This window comes from Paenibacillus sp. 01T442 (assembly GCF_056398345.1).
In genome coordinates this window covers 87,681-113,617 of record NZ_JBFTPF010000013.1, presented here as the reverse complement: position 1 = coordinate 113,617, position 25,937 = coordinate 87,681, and the positions used below count along the sequence as shown (strand labels likewise).

The 25,937-nt window shown below is 40.5% G+C and carries 23 protein-coding genes, 1 pseudogene and 1 riboswitch; of the genes and pseudogenes, 3 read left to right on the top strand and 21 right to left on the bottom strand.

Going from position 1 to position 25,937, the window contains the following annotated elements; all coding sequences use genetic code 11:
• Positions 1-245: 245 nt before the first annotated feature.
• The 9 genes from AC1DLM_RS13535 to AC1DLM_RS13495 form a co-directional block, all read right to left on the bottom strand.
• Positions 246-1,934, bottom strand: coding sequence for a cellulase family glycosylhydrolase (locus tag AC1DLM_RS13535; RefSeq protein WP_477570247.1), 1,689 nt, complete (start codon positions 1,932-1,934; stop codon positions 246-248).
• Positions 1,934-2,794: a carbohydrate ABC transporter permease gene (locus AC1DLM_RS13530; RefSeq protein ID WP_477570246.1), complete on the bottom strand. Its 861-nt coding sequence runs from the start codon at positions 2,792-2,794 to the stop codon at positions 1,934-1,936. The genes AC1DLM_RS13535 and AC1DLM_RS13530 overlap by 1 nt, the downstream gene beginning before the upstream one ends.
• On the bottom strand, positions 2,791-3,678 hold the full coding sequence (locus tag AC1DLM_RS13525) for a carbohydrate ABC transporter permease (protein WP_477570245.1): 888 nt from the start codon (positions 3,676-3,678) through the stop codon (positions 2,791-2,793). The genes AC1DLM_RS13530 and AC1DLM_RS13525 overlap by 4 nt, the downstream gene beginning before the upstream one ends.
• Before the next feature lie 33 nt (positions 3,679-3,711).
• Positions 3,712-5,022, bottom strand: a complete 1,311-nt coding sequence (locus tag AC1DLM_RS13520) for an ABC transporter substrate-binding protein (protein ID WP_477570244.1) — start codon at positions 5,020-5,022, stop codon at positions 3,712-3,714.
• A 123-nt stretch (positions 5,023-5,145) separates the two neighbouring features.
• Positions 5,146-6,234 carry a response regulator transcription factor gene (locus AC1DLM_RS13515; protein ID WP_441990702.1) on the bottom strand — a complete coding sequence of 363 codons (1,089 nt, stop codon included), beginning with the start codon at positions 6,232-6,234 and terminating at the stop codon, positions 5,146-5,148.
• Positions 6,227-8,005, bottom strand: a complete 1,779-nt coding sequence (locus tag AC1DLM_RS13510) for a sensor histidine kinase (protein ID WP_477570243.1) — start codon at positions 8,003-8,005, stop codon at positions 6,227-6,229. Before AC1DLM_RS13510 ends, AC1DLM_RS13515 begins: the two co-directional genes overlap by 8 nt.
• Positions 8,006-8,249: 244 nt before the next feature.
• Positions 8,250-8,732: a (2Fe-2S)-binding protein gene (locus AC1DLM_RS13505; RefSeq protein ID WP_477570242.1), complete on the bottom strand. Its 483-nt coding sequence runs from the start codon at positions 8,730-8,732 to the stop codon at positions 8,250-8,252.
• On the bottom strand, positions 8,722-9,567 hold the full coding sequence (locus AC1DLM_RS13500) for an FAD binding domain-containing protein (protein WP_477570241.1): 846 nt from the start codon (positions 9,565-9,567) through the stop codon (positions 8,722-8,724). The genes AC1DLM_RS13505 and AC1DLM_RS13500 overlap by 11 nt, the downstream gene beginning before the upstream one ends.
• The gene (locus AC1DLM_RS13495; RefSeq protein WP_477570240.1) at positions 9,554-11,899 is read right to left on the bottom strand and encodes a xanthine dehydrogenase family protein molybdopterin-binding subunit; all 2,346 of its coding nucleotides are present in this window, start codon (positions 11,897-11,899) and stop codon (positions 9,554-9,556) included. The genes AC1DLM_RS13500 and AC1DLM_RS13495 overlap by 14 nt, the downstream gene beginning before the upstream one ends.
• A gap of 375 nt (positions 11,900-12,274) precedes the next feature.
• Between AC1DLM_RS13495 and AC1DLM_RS13490 the strand changes: the two genes are divergently transcribed.
• Positions 12,275-13,318, top strand: coding sequence for an FUSC family protein (locus tag AC1DLM_RS13490; protein ID WP_477570239.1), 1,044 nt, complete (start codon positions 12,275-12,277; stop codon positions 13,316-13,318).
• 604 nt (positions 13,319-13,922) lie between these two features.
• Here the strand turns inward: AC1DLM_RS13490 and AC1DLM_RS13485 are convergent.
• From AC1DLM_RS13485 to ehuB, 11 genes and pseudogenes are all read right to left on the bottom strand, one after another.
• A complete protein-coding gene (locus tag AC1DLM_RS13485; RefSeq protein ID WP_477570268.1) occupies positions 13,923-15,452 on the bottom strand; it encodes a glycine betaine uptake BCCT transporter in 1,530 nt (509 codons plus the stop codon).
• 220 nt (positions 15,453-15,672) lie between these two features.
• Positions 15,673-16,089, bottom strand: coding sequence for a hypothetical protein (locus AC1DLM_RS13480; RefSeq protein WP_441990695.1), 417 nt, complete (start codon positions 16,087-16,089; stop codon positions 15,673-15,675).
• Positions 16,090-16,150: 61 nt separating this feature from the next.
• Positions 16,151-16,311, bottom strand: a riboswitch (cyclic di-AMP (ydaO/yuaA leader).
• Positions 16,312-16,316: 5 nt separating this feature from the next.
• A pseudogene (locus AC1DLM_RS13475) lies at positions 16,317-16,591 on the bottom strand (DUF2179 domain-containing protein).
• A 60-nt stretch (positions 16,592-16,651) separates the two neighbouring features.
• Positions 16,652-17,563 (bottom strand): ectoine hydroxylase, encoded by a 912-nt coding sequence (gene thpD / locus AC1DLM_RS13470; RefSeq protein ID WP_477570238.1) that lies wholly within the window; start codon positions 17,561-17,563, stop codon positions 16,652-16,654.
• Positions 17,564-17,581: 18 nt separating this feature from the next.
• Positions 17,582-17,968 carry an ectoine synthase gene (locus AC1DLM_RS13465; protein ID WP_477570237.1) on the bottom strand — a complete coding sequence of 129 codons (387 nt, stop codon included), beginning with the start codon at positions 17,966-17,968 and terminating at the stop codon, positions 17,582-17,584.
• A 12-nt stretch (positions 17,969-17,980) separates the two neighbouring features.
• Positions 17,981-19,285 carry a diaminobutyrate--2-oxoglutarate transaminase gene (gene ectB / locus AC1DLM_RS13460; RefSeq protein ID WP_477570236.1) on the bottom strand — a complete coding sequence of 435 codons (1,305 nt, stop codon included), beginning with the start codon at positions 19,283-19,285 and terminating at the stop codon, positions 17,981-17,983.
• Positions 19,282-19,806, bottom strand: coding sequence for a diaminobutyrate acetyltransferase (gene ectA / locus AC1DLM_RS13455; RefSeq protein WP_477570235.1), 525 nt, complete (start codon positions 19,804-19,806; stop codon positions 19,282-19,284). The genes ectB and ectA overlap by 4 nt, the downstream gene beginning before the upstream one ends.
• Positions 19,807-19,821: 15 nt before the next feature.
• Positions 19,822-20,700 carry an ectoine/hydroxyectoine ABC transporter ATP-binding protein EhuA gene (gene ehuA / locus AC1DLM_RS13450; RefSeq protein WP_477570234.1) on the bottom strand — a complete coding sequence of 293 codons (879 nt, stop codon included), beginning with the start codon at positions 20,698-20,700 and terminating at the stop codon, positions 19,822-19,824.
• A gap of 12 nt (positions 20,701-20,712) precedes the next feature.
• Positions 20,713-21,366, bottom strand: a complete 654-nt coding sequence (gene ehuD, locus AC1DLM_RS13445) for an ectoine/hydroxyectoine ABC transporter permease subunit EhuD (protein WP_477570233.1) — start codon at positions 21,364-21,366, stop codon at positions 20,713-20,715.
• Position 21,367: 1 nt separating this feature from the next.
• The gene (gene ehuC, locus AC1DLM_RS13440) at positions 21,368-22,030 is read right to left on the bottom strand and encodes an ectoine/hydroxyectoine ABC transporter permease subunit EhuC (RefSeq protein WP_477570232.1); all 663 of its coding nucleotides are present in this window, start codon (positions 22,028-22,030) and stop codon (positions 21,368-21,370) included.
• Positions 22,031-22,034: 4 nt separating this feature from the next.
• Entirely contained in the window at positions 22,035-22,937 is a 903-nt protein-coding gene (gene ehuB, locus AC1DLM_RS13435) for an ectoine/hydroxyectoine ABC transporter substrate-binding protein EhuB (RefSeq protein WP_477570231.1), read from the bottom strand.
• 338 nt (positions 22,938-23,275) lie between these two features.
• On the opposite strand from ehuB, the gene AC1DLM_RS13430 reads away from it, so the two are divergent.
• Positions 23,276-25,120 (top strand): cation:proton antiporter domain-containing protein, encoded by a 1,845-nt coding sequence (locus tag AC1DLM_RS13430; protein WP_477570230.1) that lies wholly within the window; start codon positions 23,276-23,278, stop codon positions 25,118-25,120.
• Between the two features lie 24 nt (positions 25,121-25,144).
• Positions 25,145-25,471, top strand: a complete 327-nt coding sequence (locus tag AC1DLM_RS13425) for a hypothetical protein (RefSeq protein WP_477570229.1) — start codon at positions 25,145-25,147, stop codon at positions 25,469-25,471.
• A 100-nt stretch (positions 25,472-25,571) separates the two neighbouring features.
• Here AC1DLM_RS13425 and AC1DLM_RS13420 read toward each other — a convergent pair whose 3' ends face one another.
• Complete coding sequence (locus AC1DLM_RS13420; RefSeq protein ID WP_477570228.1) at positions 25,572-25,814, bottom strand: spore germination protein; 243 nt, start codon at positions 25,812-25,814, stop codon at positions 25,572-25,574.
• Positions 25,815-25,937: the final 123 nt, after the last annotated feature.

Genomic DNA, 25,937 nt, shown 5'->3' with positions numbered 1-25,937 from the left:
CGCCTTTTCATGGAAATTTTTCTAATTTTTTAATCATACGATAAACTTCTTACTTAAACACTCAACAATTTTTGCAAATGCTGAATTATTTTTTCTGAAAAAGGGCATCGTGTCACAAGCGACATACCGGTCCGGATGAAATCAGAGAATTTTTGATAAATGAGGTTGATTTTTATGAAACCGAAAAAGCCGCGTTTTCACGCGGCCCAGATTTTTTAGGAGAACTATATTTTATAATGCTTGTTCTATTTCTCTTCTAACTCATTCACCGGTATAACTTCGAGCCAATCAATGCGCACTCTGTTTTCCACGGATTTAAGTACAATGCGATGTAATCCAGGACTAAGCTGGAAACCGTTGTTCAATCGTTGCGTACTCCATGATTCCCCAATAATCTCTACCATCTCAATTAATTTGTCATCGACTGAAACGGCCATCCGCGCTCTTTCATTAGGAGCAATTGCGCGCAATTCAACTGTATACAGAGAGACATTGGAATTATGACCCACTGTGAATTCATAAGCAAACCAATCTTGAGGTGTTAATTGTACACATAATCGTTCATCCGCTTGCCAAGGTTCCCCTTTACCATGGTGAAAGTTAGGTGTCGTTCTAGATCCTTCAATAAAGAAGATATTCGTTCCGTCATTTATCCGAAATCCAATGTTTTCATCCACTCGATTCATGATTCCGTAACTTATGCCCTCACCTTGATAGCCATAAAAAATAGCTGGAATACGAGTCGATGGTCTGCGGAAAAGGGAATCCGTTACTTCTTTTTGATACAAACATTGCTCAAAAGAAATATTGTGCAGGTATTCCCATAAAATGTGCTCGGCTGCTGCCTTATCTGGTTTAACTCCGCCTTCTAAATAGTCAATCAACTGCTGCCAGCCTGCTKGCTGTATCACAGAGCAAGGCGAATTAATTTTATCCATTTTCTTCCAAGTCCAAAAATTCCAAGAAATATTATGATCCTCGAATAATCGAAATGCACCAGCATACCATTMCTTATTATTCTCGCCGCCTTCGCCCATAAAGATCGGCACGTTCCATTCTTCACGCTTATCCAAATAAATCTGAATACTCTCCGTATCCGGGCTGTTCCAGTATTTATGAAATTGAAGCATAAGATTATCGTCAATCTTTTCATTAAAAATCGACCAATCTGTGGCCCAGTGCACACCTTCCAAAATAATCATATGACGATCATCGACTTCACGAATGGCTTTCGTAATTTTTTTATAAAGCGGCATGACTTGATCATTATAGGCTGAAAACCATTCAGGCAACGGCTCGTTCAAAAGATCATAACCTGCCACAATCCACTCATCCTTATAACGCTCAGCCAGCATTCGCCATAACGCGACTGTGATCTCTTGATTCCGCTCGTTCATAAACAGCTCAGGTTTATCGAACTCCGAATCATCGATATTCGTTCCTGTCTGTCCTCCACTGGCACCGTGCAGATCAAGAATCACATAAAGCCTATGCTCACGACACCAATCAATGACGTTGTCTATGATCTTCAAATGAGCTTGATGATAACGAACAACCTCACCATCACTATCCTCTATCAAAAACCTGGCAAGAATCGGTACACGAACAGAATTGTAACCATCCGCAGAGATTTGCCGAATATCCGACTCAGACGTATATCGATTATAATAAATCTCCCAGAATTGCTCAGCCTTCTCTTCGCCAATCAACTCCTTAACCATTTGTTCGATTCGTCTTGGTCGATCCCCCTGATCAGGAAAAAGCCACATGTACCCTTCCGGAAGCATCCAACTGCCAAAGCCAACGCCACGAAGCAGAATCTCCCTTCCTTCACCGTTTATCAGCTTTTTGCCTTTGGCTTTTAAAAACCCAGTTACTTCATGACCTCCAGTTATCACAACAAGACTCCCCTTCTCCAATCCAATTGATGGCATTATCCTTTGATCGCACCTTCTGCAATCCCATTAAGAATATATTTTTGCAGAAATAGATAAAAGATAATGACAGGCAGCATAGCCAGCAATAAGGCAGCTAAAATATTTGACCAATCATTGCTGTATTCGCCAAATAACATATTCGTTGATAAGAGCAGTGTATATCGATCCGAATCGGTCAATATTAACAATGGCAAAAGAAAATCGTTCCATATCCATAATAAATTCAAGATCGCAATGGTAGCTGTGACAGGTAGTAGTAGCGKAAAAATCACAGTAAAGAACAATTTAAACTCTCCACAGCCGTCAATAACGGCAGCCTCATCCAAATCTCGAGGTATGGATTTCACAAAACCATGATATAGAAAAATGGCCATGGACACACCTAACCCGATATAGATGAAGCCAAGTCCATAAATTGAACCTTGGATGTGTAGTTCTCTAGATATTTTCACGAGGGTGATCATGACCGAGTGAAAAGGGATTAACATCGAAAGAATGAAAAGTCCAAACAAAAAGGCACTCAATTTCCCTTTCGTTCTGGACAGCTTGTATCCAGCCAAGGAAGCACAACCAATAATCCCAAATAAACCAACAACAGCAATTTGGATCGTATTCGATAGACTTCTTAGAAAATGTATTTTTTCAAAGGCGCTCGAATAATTGGAAAATTGAAAATCAGCAGGAAAGGATAGAATATTCGTCAACATCTCGCTTTGCGTTTTCACAGAATTCAATAACCCCATATAGATTGGAAATAACATCACAACCGTTCCGACGAGCAAGAAGAGAAAAATAAGAGATGAGCCGGCACGACGACTTATTAGGCTAAGTCTAACACGTGCATCTTGACTACTCATGCTTCCACCTCTTTTCTTTTCATGATCCACAATTGAACGAGCGTGACGATAAAGACAATCAAGAACAGAATCATTGCCTTAGCGCTAGCATAACCATATCGACTACTCAGACTAAATGCTTCTTCATAAATATTAAGCGCGATAACCTGTGTAGCCCGCCCCGGTCCACCGCCAGTCAAAGCAAATACCGCATCAAATACTTTAAAGGAACCGTTTAAAGTCACGAAAAGACCAATGGTCAAAGCCGGATATATCATGGGTAGCGTAACATTTCGAAAGGTTTGCATCGCATTAGCACCATCTATCGCAGCAGCTTCTTTCAGCTGTTGCGACACCCMTTGAAGTGCTGCAATATAAATGACCATTAAATATCCTACGCCACTCCAGAGGGAAAGAATTAAGAGTGTATAAAAGGAGAATCTTGGATCCCCTATCCACGATTGGTCTAAAAAGTGAAAGATCGTATGTTCAGCTATATAGGGTAAAACCTTAGTGAAAATAAACATCCACATAAACCCGCCGATAATTAAGCTAATCATATTCGGCATAAAGAAGATCGTCCGAAACCAAACCTTACTTCGTTGTTGAGATTCAATTAACACTGCCAAAAGGATAGCCAAAAAATTTGATAATACGACCATGAAAATAACGTATTTGAGTGTAAACCAAATGGCATCCAGAAAGTATGGATCATCTGTGAGCGCTTCGATATAGTTGCTCAATCCCACCATATTATAGGTGGGATTGAGCCCATTCCAATCCGTCAAGCTGTACCATATCCCCCCAAAAGAGGGGCCGAGTACAAAAACGGAATAGAATAGTATTGCGGGAAAAACGAAGGCTAACAGGATGATGTTTTGCTTCCTATTCCTTGTAAAAATCATTTTGTATCACTCCTAGTTAACCRTTACTCAGCTTTACTTAGCAGCTTTAACTGCTGCTGCCCATGTTTTATCCATTGTTTTAATAAATTGCTCTTTGGTTATGTTTTTAGCATAATAACTTTGCAATAATTTAGCTTGCTCGTCTGTAACTCCATTTGGCAGCTTCAAATCCTGATACGCTTTCCCTTTTTCTACATAGGCGGAGGATTCCTTAACCCACGGATTCACTTCGAATTTATGAACGGTTGAGATGGGATTGAATTTCAATTGTTTAAATAGCGCGGAAGAATCTTTCTCATCCAGCATATAGTTTAGTAAATCAAGTGCTACTTCTTTGTTTTTAGTTGTTGGAGATACAGCTAAGGAAGTAGAGGTTGAAAGATTAATCATGGTATCTTTGGAATCATTGCTTACAGGTAGTGCTGCAACACCCATTTCAAAGCTTGGATTAACTTTCAGAATGGCATCCGCATTCCAAGGACCTTGCACCCACATAGCGGATTTTCCATTGGCGAATTCAGCGGCACCAGCTTCATTACCAACCTCGAAAGGTTTTTTCGTGCCGTTTGCGTTAATGAGATCGATAATATCAAAAATGGCTGCTACATCACTATATGAAGCCTGACCCGCACTCATCTTTTCAATCCAATCAGGATGCTTCGAGGAAACAATACCACCAAGCGATTGCGCAGTCATAAGTTGTGGGACCCATGATTCTTGAAAAGCCAGTTCAAATGGTGCAATATTCGCTGCAGTTATTTTTGCGATAACAGCTTTCATTTCATCCAATGTGTTTGGAGGTGTAATACCCAAATCCTTGAATATTTTTTTATTGTACAAGTATCCCCATGTTGTGCTTTCAAAAGGCAGCACGACGATTTTACCATCGATCGTAACGGTCTTCTTCACAGGTTCATACAAGCTTTTAATGGCTGCTTGACTAGATAAATCACTTAGGTAACCTGCCTTGTAATAAGCCGGTATATCATTTGCATGAATGGTAAACAAATCTGGTGCGTCATTCGATGCTAGACGAGTTTGTAAGATCTGCTTGGATTGATCCGAATTAGGCATTTCCGTTTTAATCGTGACATCTACATTTTTCTCAGCCAATTCTTTCGCTTTAAATTGCTCGAAGTATTTTTCAAATTGTTCTTTATACTGGGGATAGCTCATAAATACATTTAGTTCTACTTTTTTCGGAGTTGCCGTCGCCTTTGTACTGACTGGTGCGCTTGCAGGTGCTGCAGGACTCGTGTCTGTATTCGTCTTACTTGTGCTAGTGCCGCATCCTGTAGTTAACATCAAGCCTAGAATAATACCCAAATGAAGCGTTTTCCTCATGGATCGTTCCCCCTCTGATTTAACTGCTCCTTCAGTATAGTGGAAGCGTTTTCTATAATCATTTCAGGATATTAACATCTTCTATTGCACAATATTGATATATCATTTGGACGTACAATCCAATTATTTTCGCAATTCTCCGGGGGCAATTCCATAATGTTTTTTAAACACCCTGTAGAAATAGGCAAGGTCTGGATACCCTGTCATTTCAGCAACGTGTTTAATAGATAACTTATGATCCACAATGAGTTCTTTGGCTTTTTCCATGCGTTTGAGATGAATATAATCGGTCATCGTTTCTCCAGTGAATGTTTTGAATGCCCGACTTAAGTGCTCTTTACTTATATAAAAATAAGCGGCGAGTGACTCCAAAGTAATCGATTCGTTATAATGCCTATTGATGTACGCGGTCACTTCTCTCAAATCCAACTTATTTCTATTTTTCCGTGCCTCCAGTAGTAAAGCAATAGCCTGATTATACATCCGTTCAATCTGTCCAATGGTCTCTATCTCAGAATTCCAGCCCATTTGATCGGACGGCTGTTGTTCCAATTCAGATATGATATGGTTCCATTCCAGCTCACTTGTGGAAACAAACTCTTCGAGCATTAGTGTAAAGTCATGACCGATTTTATTCAGAATACTGCCATCGAATTGTTCAACCTGCATCGACTCCATAAATTCTCCTAACGACTTCAACGTTTGAATGACACCTGATGCGTTTAAATCCAACATATAACCGTAGATCAATTGACGATATTCCAAATACTTATCGAGTGAACCCTTATCGGCAAATACAAGAGGTGTTTTCCAAGATACTTCTGATGTTTGCTTGGCTTGCTGCAGTTCACGAACACATTGCGCTAGGGCAGCATTCAGCTCCACTGGATCCACCGGTTTTAATAAGTATTCCTTCGCTTGGGATCGAATAGCTTGCTTTAAATAAACAAAATCATCATATCCACTCATCACAATGATCTTAAGCAAAGGATGTTTATCATTCAGCGCCTTTAAAAGCTCGACACCATCAATACCCGGCATTCTCATATCTGTTACCACGATATCAGGTGTTAGCTCTGCGACCATTCGCAATCCTTGTGTTCCGTCCTCGGCCTCACCTATTATCGTTAATTGGAGCTTGTCCCATTCTCCAAGCTGCTTGATTACTTTTCTTGACCAAGGCTCATCGTCTATAATTATCACTTTATACATCTTCAAACTCCTCCTCTTCCAATACCGGCAATACGAATAAAACGATCGTTCCCTTCCCTAACTTGCTGAAAATACGTATACCATATCTTTCGCCAAAATGCAGCTTCAACCGGGAGTCGACATTTTTCAACCCAATGCCTTTTCTTTTTCCACTTTGCTCATCTTCAGATAATTTCGAATTATTATTTTCAATGCAAGAACGTAAACCTATTCGGATATGTCCAAGCTTCTCTTCGTCTAGACCTACGCCATCATCTTGAACAGCAATTAGAAGTTGATTACGGATTCGTTTGATTCTTACCTCAACGAGCCAGTTGCCTTCTTTTTTATGCAGTCCATGTTCAAATGCATTTTCTACAATAGGCTGGAGGGTGAATTTGGGAAGCTGGCTCTCAGCAGGCAAATCATCTTTCTCAACCAACACTTGACATCGCCCAGTAAACCGCTGCTCCTGAATAAATATATAGTTCTGCATATGTTTGAGCTCATCTCTAAACGTAACCAAATCGCTCCCCGTACTGATTGAATATCTTAATAAATCTCCAATCACCCGTGTAACTCGATAAATCTCAGGTGCATCCTTCTCTAAAGCCATTCCTCCAATTAGATGTAGGGTATTGTTGAGAAAATGYGGATTGATCTGAGCTTGCAGTGTCCTCAGTTGCGCAGTCTTAATGTCTATTTTCCCTTGATATTCTACTTCAATTAATTCTTTAATGCGTTGCATCATGGAGTTGTATCCATGCTCGAGCAGGCCAAGTTCATCACTGTTTTTGACTGATTTTAATTCAAAGCTTTGAATTTCTGCTCTTCTCATGGTTCGAGCTAGACTTATAATCGGCTTACTAATACGAAGCGAAAAAAGAATAGAGAGAATGATCGAGGCAGCAACAAATAAGCTCCCAGTGACAATACCGGCATTAATCGTAGCTTGTGCGCTGCGATTTATCGTTTCGAGCGGTATGGCTTTTATCAGGGTTAATTTACCATTGCTAACTTTCTGCATAAAAAAATAATACTTATTGGTTTTCTGAATGCCAAGACCACTATCAGGTACAGCAAGACTTTTTAATAGCATGGAAATATCTCCCAACGCCTGTTCATTCTTAGACCCAGATAATAATTCCCCTTCATCGTTGCTCAATAAAATGGAGCTGTCTGCTTCAGATCCAAGAATACTACCGACCTCATCCCAAACCTTACGGTTGATCTTAACGGAGAGACCACCCAGCAGCTTACGGTCTTCAAACCGATTCATACTGTGAAACGCATAAACTCCATTTAGTTCCTGCTTAAAATAAATATTAGTCGGGGTATCTAGCATTCGGCTCCAAGGTCCAGTCTGGATATCCATAAAAGAAATTAAACGGCCAACATAACTTACGGATAATGCCTGTTTGTTTTCATGAATATAAAGCGTAAAATCATCAATTTTACGGGAATTCGAATGTAATAATGAGGTTAGGGTATCACCAACATATTTTTGCGTTAGATATTGTACATTTAAATTTGGATTAGCTACTTGTTGAAGATTCCCCATTAATTCCGAATTGATTTGAACCGTATAAAATAAAATGTTCATCTGCTCAATAAGCTCATTCAGATATTGATTAGCCCATTCCATACGTGAGTTATTGGCACTAATCATTTCCTGTTCCACCGAATGACGTGTATTGTTGCTAGCAAGCCATGTTACAGTTACAACAGGTAGTGTAGTTAAACAAATCATCAAAACCATCAACCTAAAACGGATTCCTATTTTTCTTTTCACGAGTAGCCCCTCTCCCCAATTTTACGATCGATAAGAAACTATTCGTGTGATATAACGCGAATCCTCTAAGCAGCAGGATAAGATTTCAGCAAGCTTTTGTTAATTGGATTTACTGACGTTGCGATGGTTGAGTTACAGAATAAGCAGTCCAAGACTGTTTGATCCAGTTTTGGACTGCTTATTGTTGGTGCCCACTTATAAAACTACCACTATTAAAACTTGAATGGAATGAATCCATTTTATGTTATGCCTTTCCAGCTTTACGAATAAGAACGGATTTCACCGCTTGTTCTATTTCTTTGTACCCCGTACATCGGCATATATTTGATTGTAACCAATCTATAATTATCTTATCATCTGCATCAGGATGGGTTTCTGTTAGAGCATGACAGTTCATAATAAATCCGGGAGTGCAGTAACCACATTGAAATGCCCATTCCTCAACGAAAGCTTCTTGTATAAGGGTGTTATGTAAGCCTTCAATCGTGGTGATTTCAGCACCTTCCGCTTCCATGGCTAACATTAGACATGATTTGATAGGCAGTCCATTATATAGTATTGTACAAGCCCCACAATCCCCATTCTCACAGCCAGGTTTTGCTCCGGTCATTCCAAGGTTCTCTCTTAATACATAAAGTAACGTATTCGCTGTTCTACAATGAACACGCATCTTTTCACCGTTAATATGAAGTTCTACAATTAAATTGTTATTATTACTAGTTGGCAAGGTATTCCCCTCCCAATTGATGTATAACATCAGTAAGTGCACCTTTCAGAACCCATTCGCGGTATTCGGATGATGCTTTTATATCATTTAGAATTGGAGCAGGCAATCTTTTAACCGCTTCATCAATTCTGCTTTGAACTGACAGATGCCTGTTATTTATGACTTCCTCAATCGACTTAGATCGAAAGGGAAACGAGCATACGCCGCTGAAAGCAACTCGAATTTCTTTACCYGTATTCAGTGCTGCTAAAGTAACAAGTGGGTAGTCAATTGCTGCCTGTTTTCTTTTTTTCATAACTACGTAGGGCATATCAATAAACTTTTTGTCGATAATCGCTGTAACTAACAGTTCACTTGGTTTAAGGTGGAGAGTTTGATGGAACAATTGATGAATAGAAACCTCCCTGATTTCGTTTAACAGTGCGATTTGTAGCTTACAGTCCGTTAGCAAAAGAGGTAAAACCGCTTCTTTATAGATAAACCTGCYACAGATATTTCCACCCAAAGTAATCTTATTGCGTGTAGTCCTATCTGCAATTCCCACGGCCGATTCCCCAAGGAGTGGAAAGGTCTTTGAATCATATAACTCATTTAAAGTAAGAGCAGAGCCAAGCATCAATTTCTCATCTGCATACGTTAATGCTAGGCAATCTGAAATTCTTTTGATGTCAATTACAGCTCCGGTATATTGGATATTTATTCTTCCAAGTGAAATGATCTCTGTTCCACCGGAGTAATAAAGGGGCTGTTTCCCCTGCTGAGTTAATTGATGATGTAGGTGGACAGCCTCTCGAATAGTTGATGGCCTATAATATTCAAAATCATATGGAATCATACTGGGTCTTCCCCCTAGTCTTCCATATATATTCTGGAAAAAGTGGCAATCGAGTAAGCGCTGTTCCTGCTGCTCTGGATAGCGCGTCTGCGAGTGCAGCAGGCATGCCAATCAAGCCCTGTTCTCCTAATCCACGCGCACCATAGGGGGCTTCAAGACAAGGCGTTTCTACAAATACAACCTCATATTCTGGATTCTCCCCATACCTCATAAGATTGTAATCCCTTAGAGTAGGGTTTAAAACTAATGCGTTTTGGTCAAAAATAAATGTTTCTCGATTTGCAAAACCAAGGCCCATATTCATTGCACMCATAATTTGACMTTCGGCTCCTTTTTGATTCAGCACTTTCCCAGCATCAAGTACTGAAACTGCCTTCACAATTTTATAGGTACAATCCCTTGAGTTGAATTCTACTTCAACGGACTGTGCGCCTACGCTCCATTCCGGACCTGGACGGCCCTCTCCAGTTTCCGAATCTATATATGTCATAAGATTCTGCGTATAGGTACCTCTCCCGATAATTTGTCCTCCAATCGTATTACCGTTAGGATACGTATAGCCATAACAAATGTCCTTTATCTCGATTTGAATCAACGGATTGGGTACATAAAACACTCTTCCTCCGCTCACTTCTAAATCTTGAGCCCTTACTCTCAAAACTTGTTCTGCAATTACCTTTAATTGATAAATTGCGTCCGCAGCTGCATCAATGACTGCCCAGCCTGCCATTAATGTCCCACGGCTTGCAACCGTTTTCCAGTGTTCCGGAGTTGATGATGTATCAACCTCCATTTTGACATGGATTTGATTTACATCCATTTTCATTTGTTCCGCCAAAATCTGAGTTAGCACTGTTTTGGTACCTGTTCCGATCTCGACAACTCCGCAAATCAAATTGATACTGCCGTCAGGGTTAAACATTATGACTGCTCCTGAGCCGGCATTAACATCAATGGATGAGTTTTTCCAAAAACAGCTGATTCCCTTAGATCTTATGGTATATGGGTCAATTTTCTTTATTCTCCAAGTATCCCAAGAAATAATTTCTCTTAGCTTATGGATACAACCTGGTAAATCTCCCAAATTACTGTTGGTTAGCTGTTGTTGGGTCGGGCTTGTATCCCCTGGAGAAATGGCATTCTTTAAACGAAGTTCGAGGGGATCCATTTGTAGCTTTTCCGAAAGACAATCCATCGCCCGTTCCATAGCAAATGTCAGTTCAGAGTGGCCATACCCTCGATAAGCAGAAGCATATGGATGGTTTGTGTATATACATAAACCGTCACAATGTACATGTTCAATTGAGTAAGGTCCTGAGCAGTCTATAACCGCTGCATTTACAACATCAATCGCTTTATCTGAATATGCACCTCCGTCGAAATAATAAGTTATCACTGCAAACTTAAGCTTACCTTCTTTTGTTGCACCTAGCTTCACTTCCGCCTCAAGCCCAATATGAACTGGAGAAGTTATCAAGTCTGCTTCTCTCTGATTTTGTATCTTTACCTTTCTTCCTCCTACCGCTTTAGATGCTAAATAAGCAATGAGTTCCAATTGAATAGATGCCTTGCCACCGAATACTCCGCCTACCAATGGAGTATTAACAATAATTCGACTTGGCTCTAATCCAAAGTAAAGCGCCATATATTTTTTCACGGCAAATGGAGCTTGAGATGACGTTTCAATCACAACTGTGCCGTCTTTCTTAATTTCTGCCAACGCACATCGGGTCTCCATGGCAGCATGATCCGAAGGAGCGAACGCAACCGTTTGTTTAACAACGAACTCACTTTCATGCCTACCTATTTCTATATTTCCTTTCCTAACTTTGCTTATGTTTGCTATATTGGTGCCGGACTGAGGATTGGCATTATTGGTATGTTCATACTTATCCAAGTGCTCATGGATCAGTGGTGAATTTTTTTCAATTGCTGCTAATGGAGAATTAATAACTGGTAATTGATCATAAGTGACTTGTATAAAACTCGATGCTCTTGTGGCAATTTCCTCGCTATCGGCTACGACGGCGGCTATTATTTCCCCATGATATCTCACTTTATCAATTGCAATAATTGGTTTATCTCTTAGATCTTCCCCTGTTAGCACATCACAGTACGCTCCAGTTAAAATCGCACGAACTCCATGGATATTCCAGGCTTTGGATAAATCGATCTTCAAGATTCTGGCATGCGCATAGGGACTAATGACCAAGTTGCAGAACAGCATTCCAACTTGTATGAGATCTCCAGTATATCGGGCATTTCCTGTTACCTTATCCAGTGACTCTTTTTTGGGTATGCTCTTCCCGATATACACTCTTTCTTGTTCCATTGCCCACACCATCTCCGTTATATACTTGTTTGTTAATTATATGAGGTATAGCAATGGTTATTACAAGATAAGAACGATTGAATAAAGCCCAATATTCCTGCAGGAGCTAGTTAACATCCACGTCAAAAAATCCGATATGTTTTTTCTAAAGCGTACTTAAATAACTAATTTGGATAATTCAGTATTATGTACACACATATTATTCAATAGTTAGTTGTCGTTTTTACTTATGTAAAAAACCACATATAAAGGAACTTAATAAAACGAAGAGCTATTTAAGCTTGTGTTATTAAAATGGCTCTATTTGGGGAATAAAGATGGTATGAATATTTGAAGCATGGCCATCATGATGTAAAGAATTTCGGAGGATAACGTATGACCAATAAAAAAAATCAAACAAGTGTCTACACTGGGAAAATAATTTTGAAAATAGCTGTCACTTGCTCTTTATCGTGGGAAATAGGAAAACTATTAGGATCTGCACATCCTTATCTCGCTCCGTTGTCTGTAATCCTCTGTATGAAAAGCACACTAACACAATCCCTTCACTTTGCTATGAATCGTATGGTTGGAACAGTCATAGGGGTGGCTTTTACTGCAATAGTTCTCATTTTTTTTCCCAAGCCAAACGCTTTGATATTGGGTTTACTTATTTTTGCAGGTCTATGGATAGCCAAAGGATTACGAAGAAATCAGATTGTATCAGAACAGTTAGCAATAACCATTTTGCTCGTGCTTGTATTTGAACCTAAGTCTGGTAACTATATCGTTGACCGTCTTCGAGATACAAGTGTTGGAATTTTGCTTGCAGTTATCATACAATTGTACGTATTTCCGGCTAATTATAAAAAAGAAATTAAAAAGATGATCATTCCATTTACTAATCAATTATCAGAATTATTTCGGCGTACTGCTGGCTGGGTTCATCGGGGGTGTCATAAAGATGAAGGAGAACGGTTAACACAAGAGATTAAACATTTCCTTGAGATGAGCCAAAATACAGACAAGTCCTTAATGGAAATGAATAAAAATATGAAATATTATCCCCTCTCAGCACAAAAATACAGAACAATAACAGGTTATCAGAAACAATTAAACAGTTGGAGAGATGCTATTATGTATCTAGAATGTACGGTAAAAACCGTTGGCAAATGGTCTACTACCGGACTCATGTCAAATATGGATAGAAAAAATTGTTCTAAACAATTGAAAGAAATAGGGGAATTTTTCCATCATCAAGCCGAAACATTGGAAGCCATTAGGGGAGAAATGGCTATAGAACCCTTTAATATGTATGTCAAACCAATTTTTCTACATATTTGCCTTCCTGAACAAATAAATTCACCTCCATTTAACATCGTATTCTATCAAGATACGCTAGATCTTGTCAGGAGCTTAAATGAGATCAACAAACTTTAAATGTTCATTACTGTAAAGCAACCGAAAATTAGTAACTTGGATTACCTCTCTGTAATCCTTAGCTATTGTCGATTTAGAGGCGAGAAATCAAGATCAAGAATAGCATTAATGACAGGGATTGCCCAGATTCTGAAAAAGATTGCCAACAACTGGCCAGGGGGCCAATAGGATGGCAATCTTTGGAGGTATAGTGCTTTAGAGCTTTTTTATTTGCATTCGTATTTTACAATTCTGTTTACTAGTAAGTAAGCCCGACCAATCGCCTTGTAAAAAAGGGGTAGAATGCGCATGGATTATGGTATTACTTTCGATAAAGATACAGGAGGCATCACCAATATTAACATTTGAATCTCTAGAAACGTGATTGATATTGATATACCCGTTAACAAATGATTTCACCATGGCATCGTAGCGGTTGTCTTCATGAAATTTATATTAATCATAATAACCACTCCCTTCTATTTAGCCGCCTAACAACTACGAACTTTTTATTATAGGCTATTCACTTGAATCATAAATGTGTTCTATTCCAAAAAGTTCTATATGGTCAAGGGTGGAATATTGCATGGACTGTTGTATCATTTATGCAACCATACATATTCCGTTATGACTCTCTTCCCATTAATAGCTCGTCAATTTTCTTCATACGACTCTGTTCTCTACTTCTCATCGTCCTTTCCTCCTGCCTTAGGGAAACGATTAAGGAAACACACATCCCGATAATGATGATCGCAAATGGAAGAGCTGCTACAATGGATGCTGTCTGTAAACCACTTAAGCCACCGCTAATTAGAAGAACTATAGCAATAGATGACTGAAGAACTCCCCACACAATTTTCACTTTATTCGACGGGTTTGGATTACCTTTGGTTGAGAGCATGCCCAAAACAAAAGTGGCTGAGTCAGCAGATGTAACAAAAAACGTAATAATCAATAAGGTGGCAATAAAAGCAATAATCCCCCCCATAGGCAGCTGCTCTAGTGTTAAAAATAAAGCAGATGTAACATCCTTTTCAGCCGCGGCCGCAATCGGATAATGATCAAACAACTCTAAGTGCAACCCTGTTCCTCCGAATACAGAAAACCAAACGAAGCTAAATAAACTTGGGATCAAGAGAACACCTAATACAAACTCCTTGATTGTTCTGCCTTTGGAAACACGTGCAATAAAAGTACCGACAAAAGGACCCCAAGCTATCCACCATGCCCAATAAAATAACGTCCAGACACCAACCCAGGTTCCCTGTGTAAACGGAGTCATTCGTAGGCTCATGTACACAATATTTTGCAAATATCCCCCTAAAGTAGAAGTAAATAAATCCAGAATGAAGGAGGTAGGGCCAACTACAAATACGAAAGTCATTAGCAAGACGGCTATAATTAAATTGGTATTGCTCAATATTCGGATCCCTTTGTCCAAGCCTGTCGTGGCCGAGAGCAAGAATAAAACCGTAACCACTGCAATAATGACCACTTGAACAAATGGACTTATTGAAATACCGAACATATGATTTAATCCGCCATTAATCTGAAGTGCACCTAAACCAAGCGAGGTGGCAACACCAAATACAGTAGCAATGATGGCAAGTGTATCTATCACACCTCCAACCCATCCCTCTGATATCTTGCCAAGAATGGGTGAAAAGACGGCGCTAATTAGCCCCCTCTTACCTTTCCGGAATTGAAAGTAAGCTAAGGCTAGCGAAATGATGGTGTAGATTGCCCATGGATGAACTCCCCAATGGAAAAAGGAATAACGCATGGCTAGTCGTGCAGCTTCTATGGATGCTACAGAAGCTCCTTCAGGAGGGGATAAAAAATGGGATAATGGCTCAGACACCCCCCAAAAAACAAGCCCAATCCCCATTCCAGCACTAAACAACATAGCGAACCAAGATGCTGTTGAATATTCAGGCTCATCTTCATCTTTTCCCAGTTTAATCCTTCCGTACTTACTAAACGCAAGATAGAAAGCAAAGAGTAAGATACCAAACGTTGAAATTAAGAAAAACCATCCAAAATTATTAATCGAAAAGTCGAAGAGTGAAGTCGCGGAATCAGCCAGCTTATTAGGGGCAAGAGCTCCCCATAAAACAAAAGCCAAAATAATAACAATTGAAATATACAAAACCATTTTTATAACCATCCCTATATACTATTTTATATTAATCATTACCTAATTAGGAAATATAATGCATTAAAATGCCATTTCATCTGATCCGAAACAAAATATAGCCCATCAAACCACAGCTTTAAACACATAGTTGTGGTTTGATGAGCTCTTACTTTTTACTCTCTTCTATTTAAACTCTACAAGTTTCCATAAACAACTTAGGAAATGTATCGACCTACCTTTAAGGCAAAAGAGATGATACCTCATTGTTCGTGTTTATGTACGTAAATTGGTTAGCACCCAGGCCTCTATATGCACTCCTTGACTTATCCCCTTTTGTTACAACGTGTATCGACTCAGAGCCCCACTCTTTACAAATTTGAATATACCTGCTGCATAGATTAAAACTAATTTCAAATAAATAAACTTTACTTATTTGGATATCAGGGAGCACCCAAGTCGCGGCATCTTCGGTGTCAACCATAATAATCGAATCCACACCCATAGCTTCCAGCTTTTTCTTTCCATACTTATTGTTCGTGAGTGCATAATATTGAATGCCTTTTGAACGTAATAGATGAATGAAATCTTTTCCCGCTCGGTTCGGAGCATTGACCAGTACATACTCAGATGAATTGGATTCTTCCTTGTTTTTCATTTTACTTTTCCCCCTTTGAGAGGCAACGAAAATTAGCCTTTAAGCCACACTCCTCCTCGTTACCTCTACACAATTACGCTTACGAAGTTAGCTGTCGGATTCGGACCTGAGAATAGCCCTACTCAATACATCTGAGATTCACCCCAACTGTGCATGCTGCCATACACCTGCTTACTTGGTTCCCCCGCTCTTGCCTCGTGCAAGACTCAGCGCTTACCCATGCCTGCTTATTTCCGAATCATTTTCAACCAGAAGCCACCATGCAAGCTCTTTGGTTCAAGCGTAATAATAAACGCTTTCGAATCCACGTTGCGAATGCAGGCGTATAAAAACTTTTCATTTTTTCTTCGTGCCAATACTTCCAAAACCAATCGTTCTCTTCTATCATGCTAATCGCAGCGGCTGTATATTTCTCCCCTTTTAAAGTCAGGATCATACGGAGTGTGAAACAAGAAACATACACGATTTGAATGCCTAGAATGCTGCTTAATATTGCTAACACACCGCTTCACCTCTTTGATTACCGATGAGGACCTCACTAGGAAGATCCTTAAACATCATGTCATGATAAGCGTTCAGCGATAAAATCTGGTCTAGGTCCCTTACCTGAGTAAGGAGCATTGAGTTTATTCAGCATACTATTATATACAATGAAAACATTGCTGCGCGGATCTGGGGTAATATTACTATTTGAACCGTGCATTAAATTACAATCGAATAGGAGGATGGAGCCAGCTTTACCCGTAGGTGCAACAATACCGCCTTGTTTGGCAAGCTGTTTTAGACTCTCTTGGTCAGGAACCCCATATTCTTGACGGCGAAGCGAGGATTTATAATTCTCATCCGGCGTTTCCCCGACACAGGAAACAAACGTACGATGTGAGCCAGGTATAACCATAAGGGGACCGTTATTGGCATGATTATCTTCTAACGCAATTGAACAGCTAAGCGCTCGCATTCTCGGCATCCCATCTTCCACATGCCAAGTTTCAAAATCCGAATGCCAATAAAACTCTTTACCTGTAAATCCTTGTTTAAAATTAATTCTGGATTGATGGATATAGGTTTGGCTACCCAGAATTTGATTAACGATATCTTGTATACGTGGATCCGAAGCCATTTGTTTGAACACTTCGTCATCCCGATGCACAGCGAATATAGATCTAATTTCATCATTCCCTGGTTCTCTGATCACTTCAGGCTTCTGCACTTCTTTGCTTTGCTCCCAAAGTCTTGCTAGCTCTTGCTTCCAGAATTGAACCTGTTCCTCGGTAAAAAAGGATTCCAAAAACAAATAACCATTTTCCTCGTAAAATGTAAGCTGGTCCTTACTAATTTCTGTCTGATTAATTGTAGGGTTATAAACCACCAGATCCTGCCGCTCCAGTAGCTTTGGCTCCTGATAGATTCTTGATGGATAGCTGTCTTGCATGCTCGATCGATTCACCGTAATTTGCCCCTTGGATGTTAACATGGATTGCCACTCTCCTTATTAGATTGGGTCTAACGGGTATGTCCCTTCAGCATCATGAACTTCTCGGCCTGTTGTAGGCGGATTAAACACACAAATCATACGCATATCCGTTCTACCGCGCAGCAGATGTTTCTCATGACCGTTTAAGACATAGAGGGTTCCTGCGGAAATGGGATAAATCTCTTTGCTTTCGAGGACTTCAATCTCACCGTCTCCTTGAATACAGTACACGGCTTCAACATGATGTTTGTACCATATCTCTGTTTCAGTACCGGCTTTAATCGTCGTATCGTGCAAAGAGAAGCCTACCTGGTCACTTTTCACAAGCAATCGTGTACTATACCAAGTTTCTGTATCTACATGGAATTCAGTGCCGACTCTTTCGGCTAATTGTCTTACAATCATGTCCTGCTCCTCCTATGCCTGTTTACTTGTCAACTTTAATTCTGCAGCAATTTCTTCCATACTTTCTCGTAAAATGTCCAATCCTTGGACTAAGCCTGCTTCATCAATGATTAACGGCGGCATAATTTTGGCAACCTCACTGTCGGTTCCAGAGGTTTCCATGATCAGTCCCTTCGAGAAGGCACGTTCGGATATTCTCTCTGCTACGCCACTAATTTCGAAGACAATACCTTGCATAAGTCCTCTTCCTCTGACCTTCCCTTTTAATTGTGGGTAAGAGGCTACCATTTCTTGCAGACGGATATTCAGCAGCTTGCCTTTCTCCATAATACTCGTCGAGAATTGCTCATTCTCCCAATACCGAAGCGCTTCCGAGGCTGTAATGAAGGCCAAATTGTTGCCTCGGAAAGTACCGTTATGTTCACCAGGTTCCCAAATATCCAGTTCAGGTCGAATCAGTGTCAACGCCATTGGCAAACCATAACCACCGATGGACTTGGACAGACAGATAATATCCGGTTTAATTCCTGCCTCTTCGAAGCTGAAGAAAGTTCCCGTTCTTCCACAACCCATCTGTACATCATCGACGATGAGTAGAATACCTTGCTCTTTACATAACGTATCAAGACTGCGCAACCATGAAATGCTCGCCTCGTTGATTCCGCCTTCACCTTGAATCGTTTCCACGATGATCGCAGCCGGCAGCGAGACGCCGCTTCCCGTATCTTGAATATAATTTTTCATGTATTCAATTGTGTCGACGCCCTCACCCATATACCCGTCATATGGCATAGATACCGTATGATGTAAGGGAACACCTGCACCTCTTCGCTTGAATTTATTGCCTGTTACGGATAAAGCACCGAGCGTCATCCCATGGAAGGCATTCGTAAAACCAATAACCGTTGATCTTCCCGTCACCTTACGGGCAAGTTTTAATGCGCTTTCTACAGAATTAGCACCTGTTGGACCAGGAAACTGAATTTTATAGGAAAGCTGCCTAGGCTCCAAAATAATTCTTTGAAATCGTTCAAGGAACTGTTCCTTCGCTTCTGTTGCCATGTCTAGACTATGCGTAACGCCATCAGCTTGAATATATTGAATCAGCTTTTCCTTTAAATCAGCATTGTTATGTCCGTAATTCAATGCGCCAGCACCCGCAAAGAAGTCAATATATTCTTCACCTGTACGATCCCATAGCTTATACCCTTTCGCTTTTGTAAAAATAGTAGGAAAAGAACGGCAATAGCTGCGAACCTCAGACTCCAGCATGTCAAAAATATGTAGGGATGGTTTACTCGGATCTAATACTTTCATGAGTGAGTTCCTCCTAATTGTTGATTAATAGGTCCAATTTGTATCAATCGTTCATCCTCGTGTACATCTCCTGGGAACAAGTAGGAAGAGAATCCTTCACTTTCTAATAGTGGTGCTTCCATTTCTTCCGCCAATTTACGGAATAACCGGTTTGATGCTGCGTTGCTTGGTGAGATGGTTGTTTCTACATACCGTACCTCGGTACATGAAGCTCCGGATATTAACTCACGTAGAAGAGAATACGCAATTCCCTTTCCTTGATGCTCCGATGAAACAGCTATTTGCCATACAAATAGTACTTCAGGATTGGATGGTCGAATAAGTGAGGTCACGAATCCAACAATCTCCGTGTCGATTTCCGCTACTAAACAAGTATCAGTAAAATATTCACTCAACATGATGTAGCAGTAGGCTGAATTCACATCAAGCTTCTGACTATCCTTAACTCGCTGCCACATGTACCTGCCATCCTGCACGGTTGCTTTTCTAATTACGCAGTTATTCGTATCTAAAAGAGTCAAGAGGAATCCTCCTTCTTATTCGATGGATGTCGATACCTGCCCTACACCGCCCATAAACCAGGTTTGTCGAAAGCGACTTAGAAAGGATTGCAATCTAGGACTATGTGGATTTCCGAAAATCTGGTCCGGTGTTCCCTGCTCAACGATCGATCCGCCATCGGTAAAGAGGATGCGGTCCGCAATATCCTTGGCGAAATCCATCTCATGTGTGATCAGCATCATGGCCATATCCCTTTGCGCGGCAAGATCCTTGATGACGGAAAGCACTTCACCTACAAGCTCGGGATCAAGAGCAGACGTTGCTTCATCGAACAGCATAATTTTCGGTCGCATAACCACAGCTCTTGCAATCGCAACTCGTTGTTTTTGTCCGCCTGACAAGCGAGACGGATATTCCATCGCTTTATCGGCTAAGCCAACTTTGTCCAGCATCGCCATGGCACGTTGTTCCGCATCAGCCCGTTTCAAACCAAGGACATGAATTGGGGCTTCTATAACATTACCCAGCACAGTCATGTGCGGAAATAGATTGAAATGCTGAAACACCATACCAATGTGACTGCGAATTTGATGCAAGTGTTTATCATTTGCCGGGATTAACTTGCCCTTCACTTCTTGATGCCAGAGCATCTGTCCATTCACCTCGATGGTGCCTGCGGTTGGTCGATCTAACGTCATGAGCATCCTAGCCAATGTCGTTTTCCCAGAACCACTCGGTCCAATGACAGCTACCTTTTCACTAGGGAAAATATCCAGATCAATGTCTTTAAGAACTTGAATATCTCCATATGACTTACTGACACCACGATATTTGACAATGGGATTCCCATCTTGTGAAGCAGGTGTATTGAAACGTTCAATAGGGTTGCTGACTGACTTCTCTATTGCATCCATGTAAATACCCCTCTACTTATTTCTTTGAAAATATCTCTCTAGCCATCCAACAAGCAGTGATGAAGGATAGCTGAGTAGCAAGAACAACAGCCCCACTAGCGTAAATGCTTCCAAATAACGAAATGATCCAGAACCAATCGCTTTCGCTGTCTGTAAAAGCTCTACGAGTGTGATGGCAGACAGAATGGGTGTCTCTTTGAACATAGTAATTAAATAATTCMCCATAACAGGAATGATTGGCGGCAGCGCTTGGGGTAATATAATACTCCMCCACGTATGCTTAACGTTGAAGTTTAGCGCCCTAGATGCTTCCCACTGTCCCCTTGGAACAGCTTCAATGCCAGAGCGAAACACTTCAGACATATAGGTACTATAATGAATACCTAGCCCAATAACACCCGTGGTGAATGGTGAGAAGGAAATACCGTACAAGGGAAGTGCATAAAACAGGACAAACAATTGCACGAGCAATGGCGTACTTCGTATAAACTCCACCCACGCTAGAGCAGTTCCAGCAAGTACCTTACTTTGTGATCTGCGAGCCAGTGCTAGCGGCAATCCAAGTACGATGGCAATGAAAAAACCTACAAGTGTCGCTCCGATCGTGATMGGTAATACCTTCAAGAGTTGAGGAAAAATATGCCAAGCATAGTGCCAATCCCACATGCTAATACCGCCCCCTAATTGTCCTACGCTCCATGTAACGAATGATTAACGTTAAGGCATAGGAAAGGATAAAGTACAGGATCAGCATGCTGGTGAATATTTCAGTTGTCTTGGAGCTGTCGAACGTACGCAGTATCATACCTTGATAGGTAAGATCTGTGAGCGTAATTAAATAGACCAATGAGGTTCCCTTCAACAACTCAATTTGCAAATTGCCGAAGGAGGGGAGCATTCGAACAAATGCTTGTGGAAGAAGGATACGACGCATTCTTCCATACCGACTCATGTTCAGCGCAATGGCTGCCTCATATTGCCCTTTGGGAACTGAAAGAACTGAGCTTCGCACAACTTCAGAACCGTAAGCCCCATAGTTCAGCCCCAGCGCAATAACTGCCGCTGTCATGGCTGGAATCTGGATATCCAGAAGCATTGGAAGTGCAAAGTACAACCAAAACAATTGAATTAACAACGAAGTGCCTCGAAAAACTTCAACATATACCGTAGCTAAATTACGTACGAGCCAAAAGCCAGATAAGCGCATCAAACCAATAGCGAACGATATAATTGCTGAAAGTATAATTGCGAGCAAAGTAATTTCAAGCGTAACAAGTGCTCCTCTTGCCAACAAGGGGAAAAAGGAAAAGAAGGTCTGTAAGCTAAACATGCGATTACCCTTTGGACAGCTGTTCGGCCGTCATATCACCGGGTAATTCCTGATCCGTAAATCCGAATGGCTTCAATATTTCTAGTAATTGTCCTGACTTTTTCAGCTTATCCAATTCTGCGTTGAAGGCTTCTCTAAATGCTGTATCCTCCATACGAAATGCCGCCGCGCCATAGCCTCTAATGCTTTTCCCATCAATTTCTGGTTGTTTAAAATCCATCACCCGCTCTATCTTACTATCTTTGGCTGAGGCTAGTGATGCTTGTAAGGAAGGTCCTGTCATCGTTACCGTCTGTACACGTCCCGCTTGTAAGGCAGAAATAGCCGAGGGTTGATCTGGTACTGTAACGATTTGATCTTTGGCCACGCCAGATTTCACCAAGTATTCATTCTCGATAGCGCCTACCATAACAGCTACCTTTACGTCTTTATTAGCAGCAATATCTTTATAGCTATGTAAATTGTGAGGATTTCCTTGTTTAACTGCAATCGCTTCGCCAATACTGTACTCTGGATTTGCAAATGCAACTTCTTTGCTTCGTGCTGGGTTAACAAACATACCTGCCGTAATGACATCGAAGCGTTTCGCCTTCAATCCGGGAATTAAAGACCCGAATTCGGTTAAGACGCCGTTCATCTCATTGATCCCCATATTTTTCAAAATAACACGTGCCACTTCTACGGCCTCTCCCGTTAACTTACCGTCTGGCGTTGCATAAGCATACGGATTTTCATTCGCAAATCCAACTGTAATGAACCCTTGTTTTTTGGCTTTCTCAAGTGTATTCTCCTGGGTCGTTGACTTTTCATCGTTTGCATTTGTTTGGCTGCTTGTACTTTGGGATGTACAACCCACCACTGTCAACACGAGCAGTAAACATAGCGCGTACGAAAACAACTTATTCATTCAAAAACTCCTTTTTTCCATTAATTTGGGGCCCTACACAAGTGTAACATGATCCTTTATGTATCACACCCTTGGTTATCCTGCCTCAGAGTCGCTCAGCCCCTCTGTCCCTCCTTAAGCGTAAATAAGATGACATATGCAAGAAAAAACTCGCTTATCCCTCCAAATGCTCAATTATACGCAATATTCAAATTATATCGTTAAAGAAGAGAAATACCGCAATAATGCTCATTATCACGTGATTATTCTATATATGTTTGTATAAATGGCGATTTTTCGCTAAAATTATGTTAATTAGATCATTTACGGCTTATTTTCGAAAAGTTTAGGAAGCGGTGATGCTGAGTATGGAACACGGCAGTGGTTCATTAGGAAGTCTTATCCTTGTGGTTACAATTTCATTTGTCATTCCGATCCTTCTATATCATTTACGATTACGCGTAATCCCTGTCGTCGTCGCTGAAATACTCGCAGGCATCCTTATTGGAAAAAGCGGATTCGATCTGGTTGGTAATGACCCTTGGGTGGAATTGCTCTCTTTACTTGGTTTTATCTATCTCATGTTCCTAAGCGGCGTTGAAATCGACTTCTCTTCCTTCTCCAAACAAAAAGATACCACGCTCAAAAAATATCAACCAATGACTGTTGCGGTCATCATTTTCTTAGGTATCTTCGTTCTTTCAGGTGTGATGTCTTGGGGACTGGTGGCATTGGGTCTTGTTAATCGCGCATTTTTGACAACACTCATTATTGGTACGATCTCGCTTGGGGTTGTTGTTCCCGTTTTGAAAGAACGTAAGATGCTGCAATCGAACTTGGGACAAACCCTGTTATTAATCACTGTACTAGCTGATTTCTTCACGATGATTCTCCTCGCATTTTATGTAAGCTTTCTTTCTCGAAATATGACCAAGCTGGTATTTTTACTGTTGTTTTTTTTATTAGTCATTCTTATCTATAAGTTTGTTAAAAGGTTTGCTTCCGGCAAAGTTTTTCAAGTCTTGGGGGAAAGTTCCATTCAATTCGGGACGAGAGCTATCTTCACCTTGATAATGGCCATTGTTTTTCTTTCCGAAAGCTTAGGCGTCGAGAATATTTTAGGTGCTTTCCTAGCCGGAATAATTGTGTCGCTGATGCGTCCAAAAAAAGAATTTATCCATCAACTCGAGTCATTTGGCTACGGTTTCCTAATCCCCATCTTTTTCGTAATGGTCGGAGCCAAACTGGATCTCACTTATTTATTCAAAGATACGAAGATACTAATGGCGATTCCACTACTATTACTTGTGATGTTCCTTGCGAAGATGATTCCCATGCTCATTTTGAGAAAATGGTTTAGTTGGCGTGATGTTATCAGTTCTGGCATCCTCTTGTCATCTAAGCTTAGTCTTGTTATAGCTGCGGCTACATTAGCCTTAGATCTGCATATCATTGGTGAATCCTTTCATGGCGCACTCATCATGGTTGCGATATTAAGCTGCCTACTGTTTCCAACTCTATTTAATAAATTGGCTCCCGTGGTAACAGAAAGTAAGCAGTCCATTGCCATTATTGGATTAAATCATATCACACTCCCTGTTGCACAAGATTTCATGAAGGATGATATGTACCTAATTCGTGTATTTACGGCAAATGAGTTCGAAGAAAGCTCACGCGGGCATGAGCAACCTATTAGCGAGTTTGTTCAGGTTCTGAAAGAGATGACGGAATCACTGTTAGAGCAGAGTGGCGCTTTTGATGCTGATATCCTAGTACTTGCTACGATGGATGATGCCTTCAACATCCACATCGCTAGAAAAATAAAAGCTGATTCTGATAAGAGAGTTCTCGTTCGAATCGAGAGTCCTGAAACACAGCGTGAAATCATGAGTGAAGGATTTGAAGTATTCTCCACCCTCTACGCGGCGCGAACCGTGTTAAGAKCTCTGATCGATAGCCCAGGTGCGCTAAAGTTACTATCTGAAGAAGAAGGAACGATATTTGAGGTATCTATTCAACACCTGCCCTATCGCTCCACTTTCCTTCGTCAGTTACCAAATTTAGAAAATTTGTTGATTTTGCGTATATACCGCGGCCAATCGTATCTGATACCACATGGGAATACTGAAATAAGGTTAGGAGATCGTTTACTGGATAGTGGCCCACCAGAGCATGTCGAGGCATTTCGAGCAGCAGTAAGTTAACCAACTATCTTAGGAGGACTAATATTGAATCAACGTATTTCTTACACGCATTTGCAAAAGCTTGATGGGCAACAACAAAATAAATTACGCGAATTGTGGGAGCCGCAAGAAGGCGAATACATGGCCACAGGTGACCATGAAGAAATGATTTATTTTTTAAATGGTGTACAAAAAAATAAGTCACTTCCCTTGCTGTCTCTTGGTCAAATGATGGCTTGCTTGTCTCAAACTGGAGACAAGTTATCTGTAAATTTTTCTGAGGATACTTGGGAGGTTACGATTGACGGTAAAACTTTTCAAGACTTTGAATTATGTTCTGCTCTCTTCGAAGCGCTTATCTCTAACTTATAAGCAAATATTTTAAATGCCTAGAGCCCTCCGAACAAATCCTGCTGAATAGAGTTGGGTTTGTTCGTCTTTGGGTAGTACTTCCTTTATAATTTTGCTGTTTTTACACTTGATTTGTTGTTGCAGGTTTAAAATCTTGATCATTAATCGGTGCATCGATGAAATCATTATCATTAATAAAGTTCCATACATTTATTGTTATAGAATTTCCAATAAAAAGGCCATTTCCTAAATTATTCTTACTATGTGCATCCCAGCTTGATTGGGCATTTTCTCCAATACCTACTGATGCATTTCTTTGCTGATTGTTGATGTTTATACTGTTAAATAAGATTGAACTGGGCATAAATGCTCCTCCTGAATCCTCTGCTAATTGCCAATTTTTTCCATACTAAGCGATAAGGTTCTTTGTACATGTTGGTTCTATGAACAATTAGTGATTTTTTATTGTATTCGCCTATAAAGTAAT

Coding starts and splice junctions, on each gene's coding strand:
- ehuA (WP_477570234.1), bottom strand. CDS start 20,700: ATGGATGCAATAGAGAAGTCAGTCAGCAACCCTATTGAACGTTTCAAT.
- AC1DLM_RS13485 (WP_477570268.1), bottom strand. CDS start 15,452: ATGGTTTTGTATATTTCAATTGTTATTATTTTGGCTTTTGTTTTATGG.
- AC1DLM_RS13480 (WP_441990695.1), bottom strand. CDS start 16,089: ATGAAAAACAAGGAAGAATCCAATTCATCTGAGTATGTACTGGTCAAT.
- thpD (WP_477570238.1), bottom strand. CDS start 17,563: ATGTTAACATCCAAGGGGCAAATTACGGTGAATCGATCGAGCATGCAA.
- AC1DLM_RS13515 (WP_441990702.1), bottom strand. CDS start 6,234: ATGTATAAAGTGATAATTATAGACGATGAGCCTTGGTCAAGAAAAGTA.
- AC1DLM_RS13420 (WP_477570228.1), bottom strand. CDS start 25,814: ATGCCCAGTTCAATCTTATTTAACAGTATAAACATCAACAATCAGCAA.
- AC1DLM_RS13520 (WP_477570244.1), bottom strand. CDS start 5,022: ATGAGGAAAACGCTTCATTTGGGTATTATTCTAGGCTTGATGTTAACT.
- AC1DLM_RS13490 (WP_477570239.1), top strand. CDS start 12,275: ATGACCAATAAAAAAAATCAAACAAGTGTCTACACTGGGAAAATAATT.
- ehuB (WP_477570231.1), bottom strand. CDS start 22,937: ATGAATAAGTTGTTTTCGTACGCGCTATGTTTACTGCTCGTGTTGACA.
- ehuC (WP_477570232.1), bottom strand. CDS start 22,030: ATGTTTAGCTTACAGACCTTCTTTTCCTTTTTCCCCTTGTTGGCAAGA.
- ectB (WP_477570236.1), bottom strand. CDS start 19,285: ATGAAAGTATTAGATCCGAGTAAACCATCCCTACATATTTTTGACATG.
- AC1DLM_RS13465 (WP_477570237.1), bottom strand. CDS start 17,968: ATGATTGTAAGACAATTAGCCGAAAGAGTCGGCACTGAATTCCATGTA.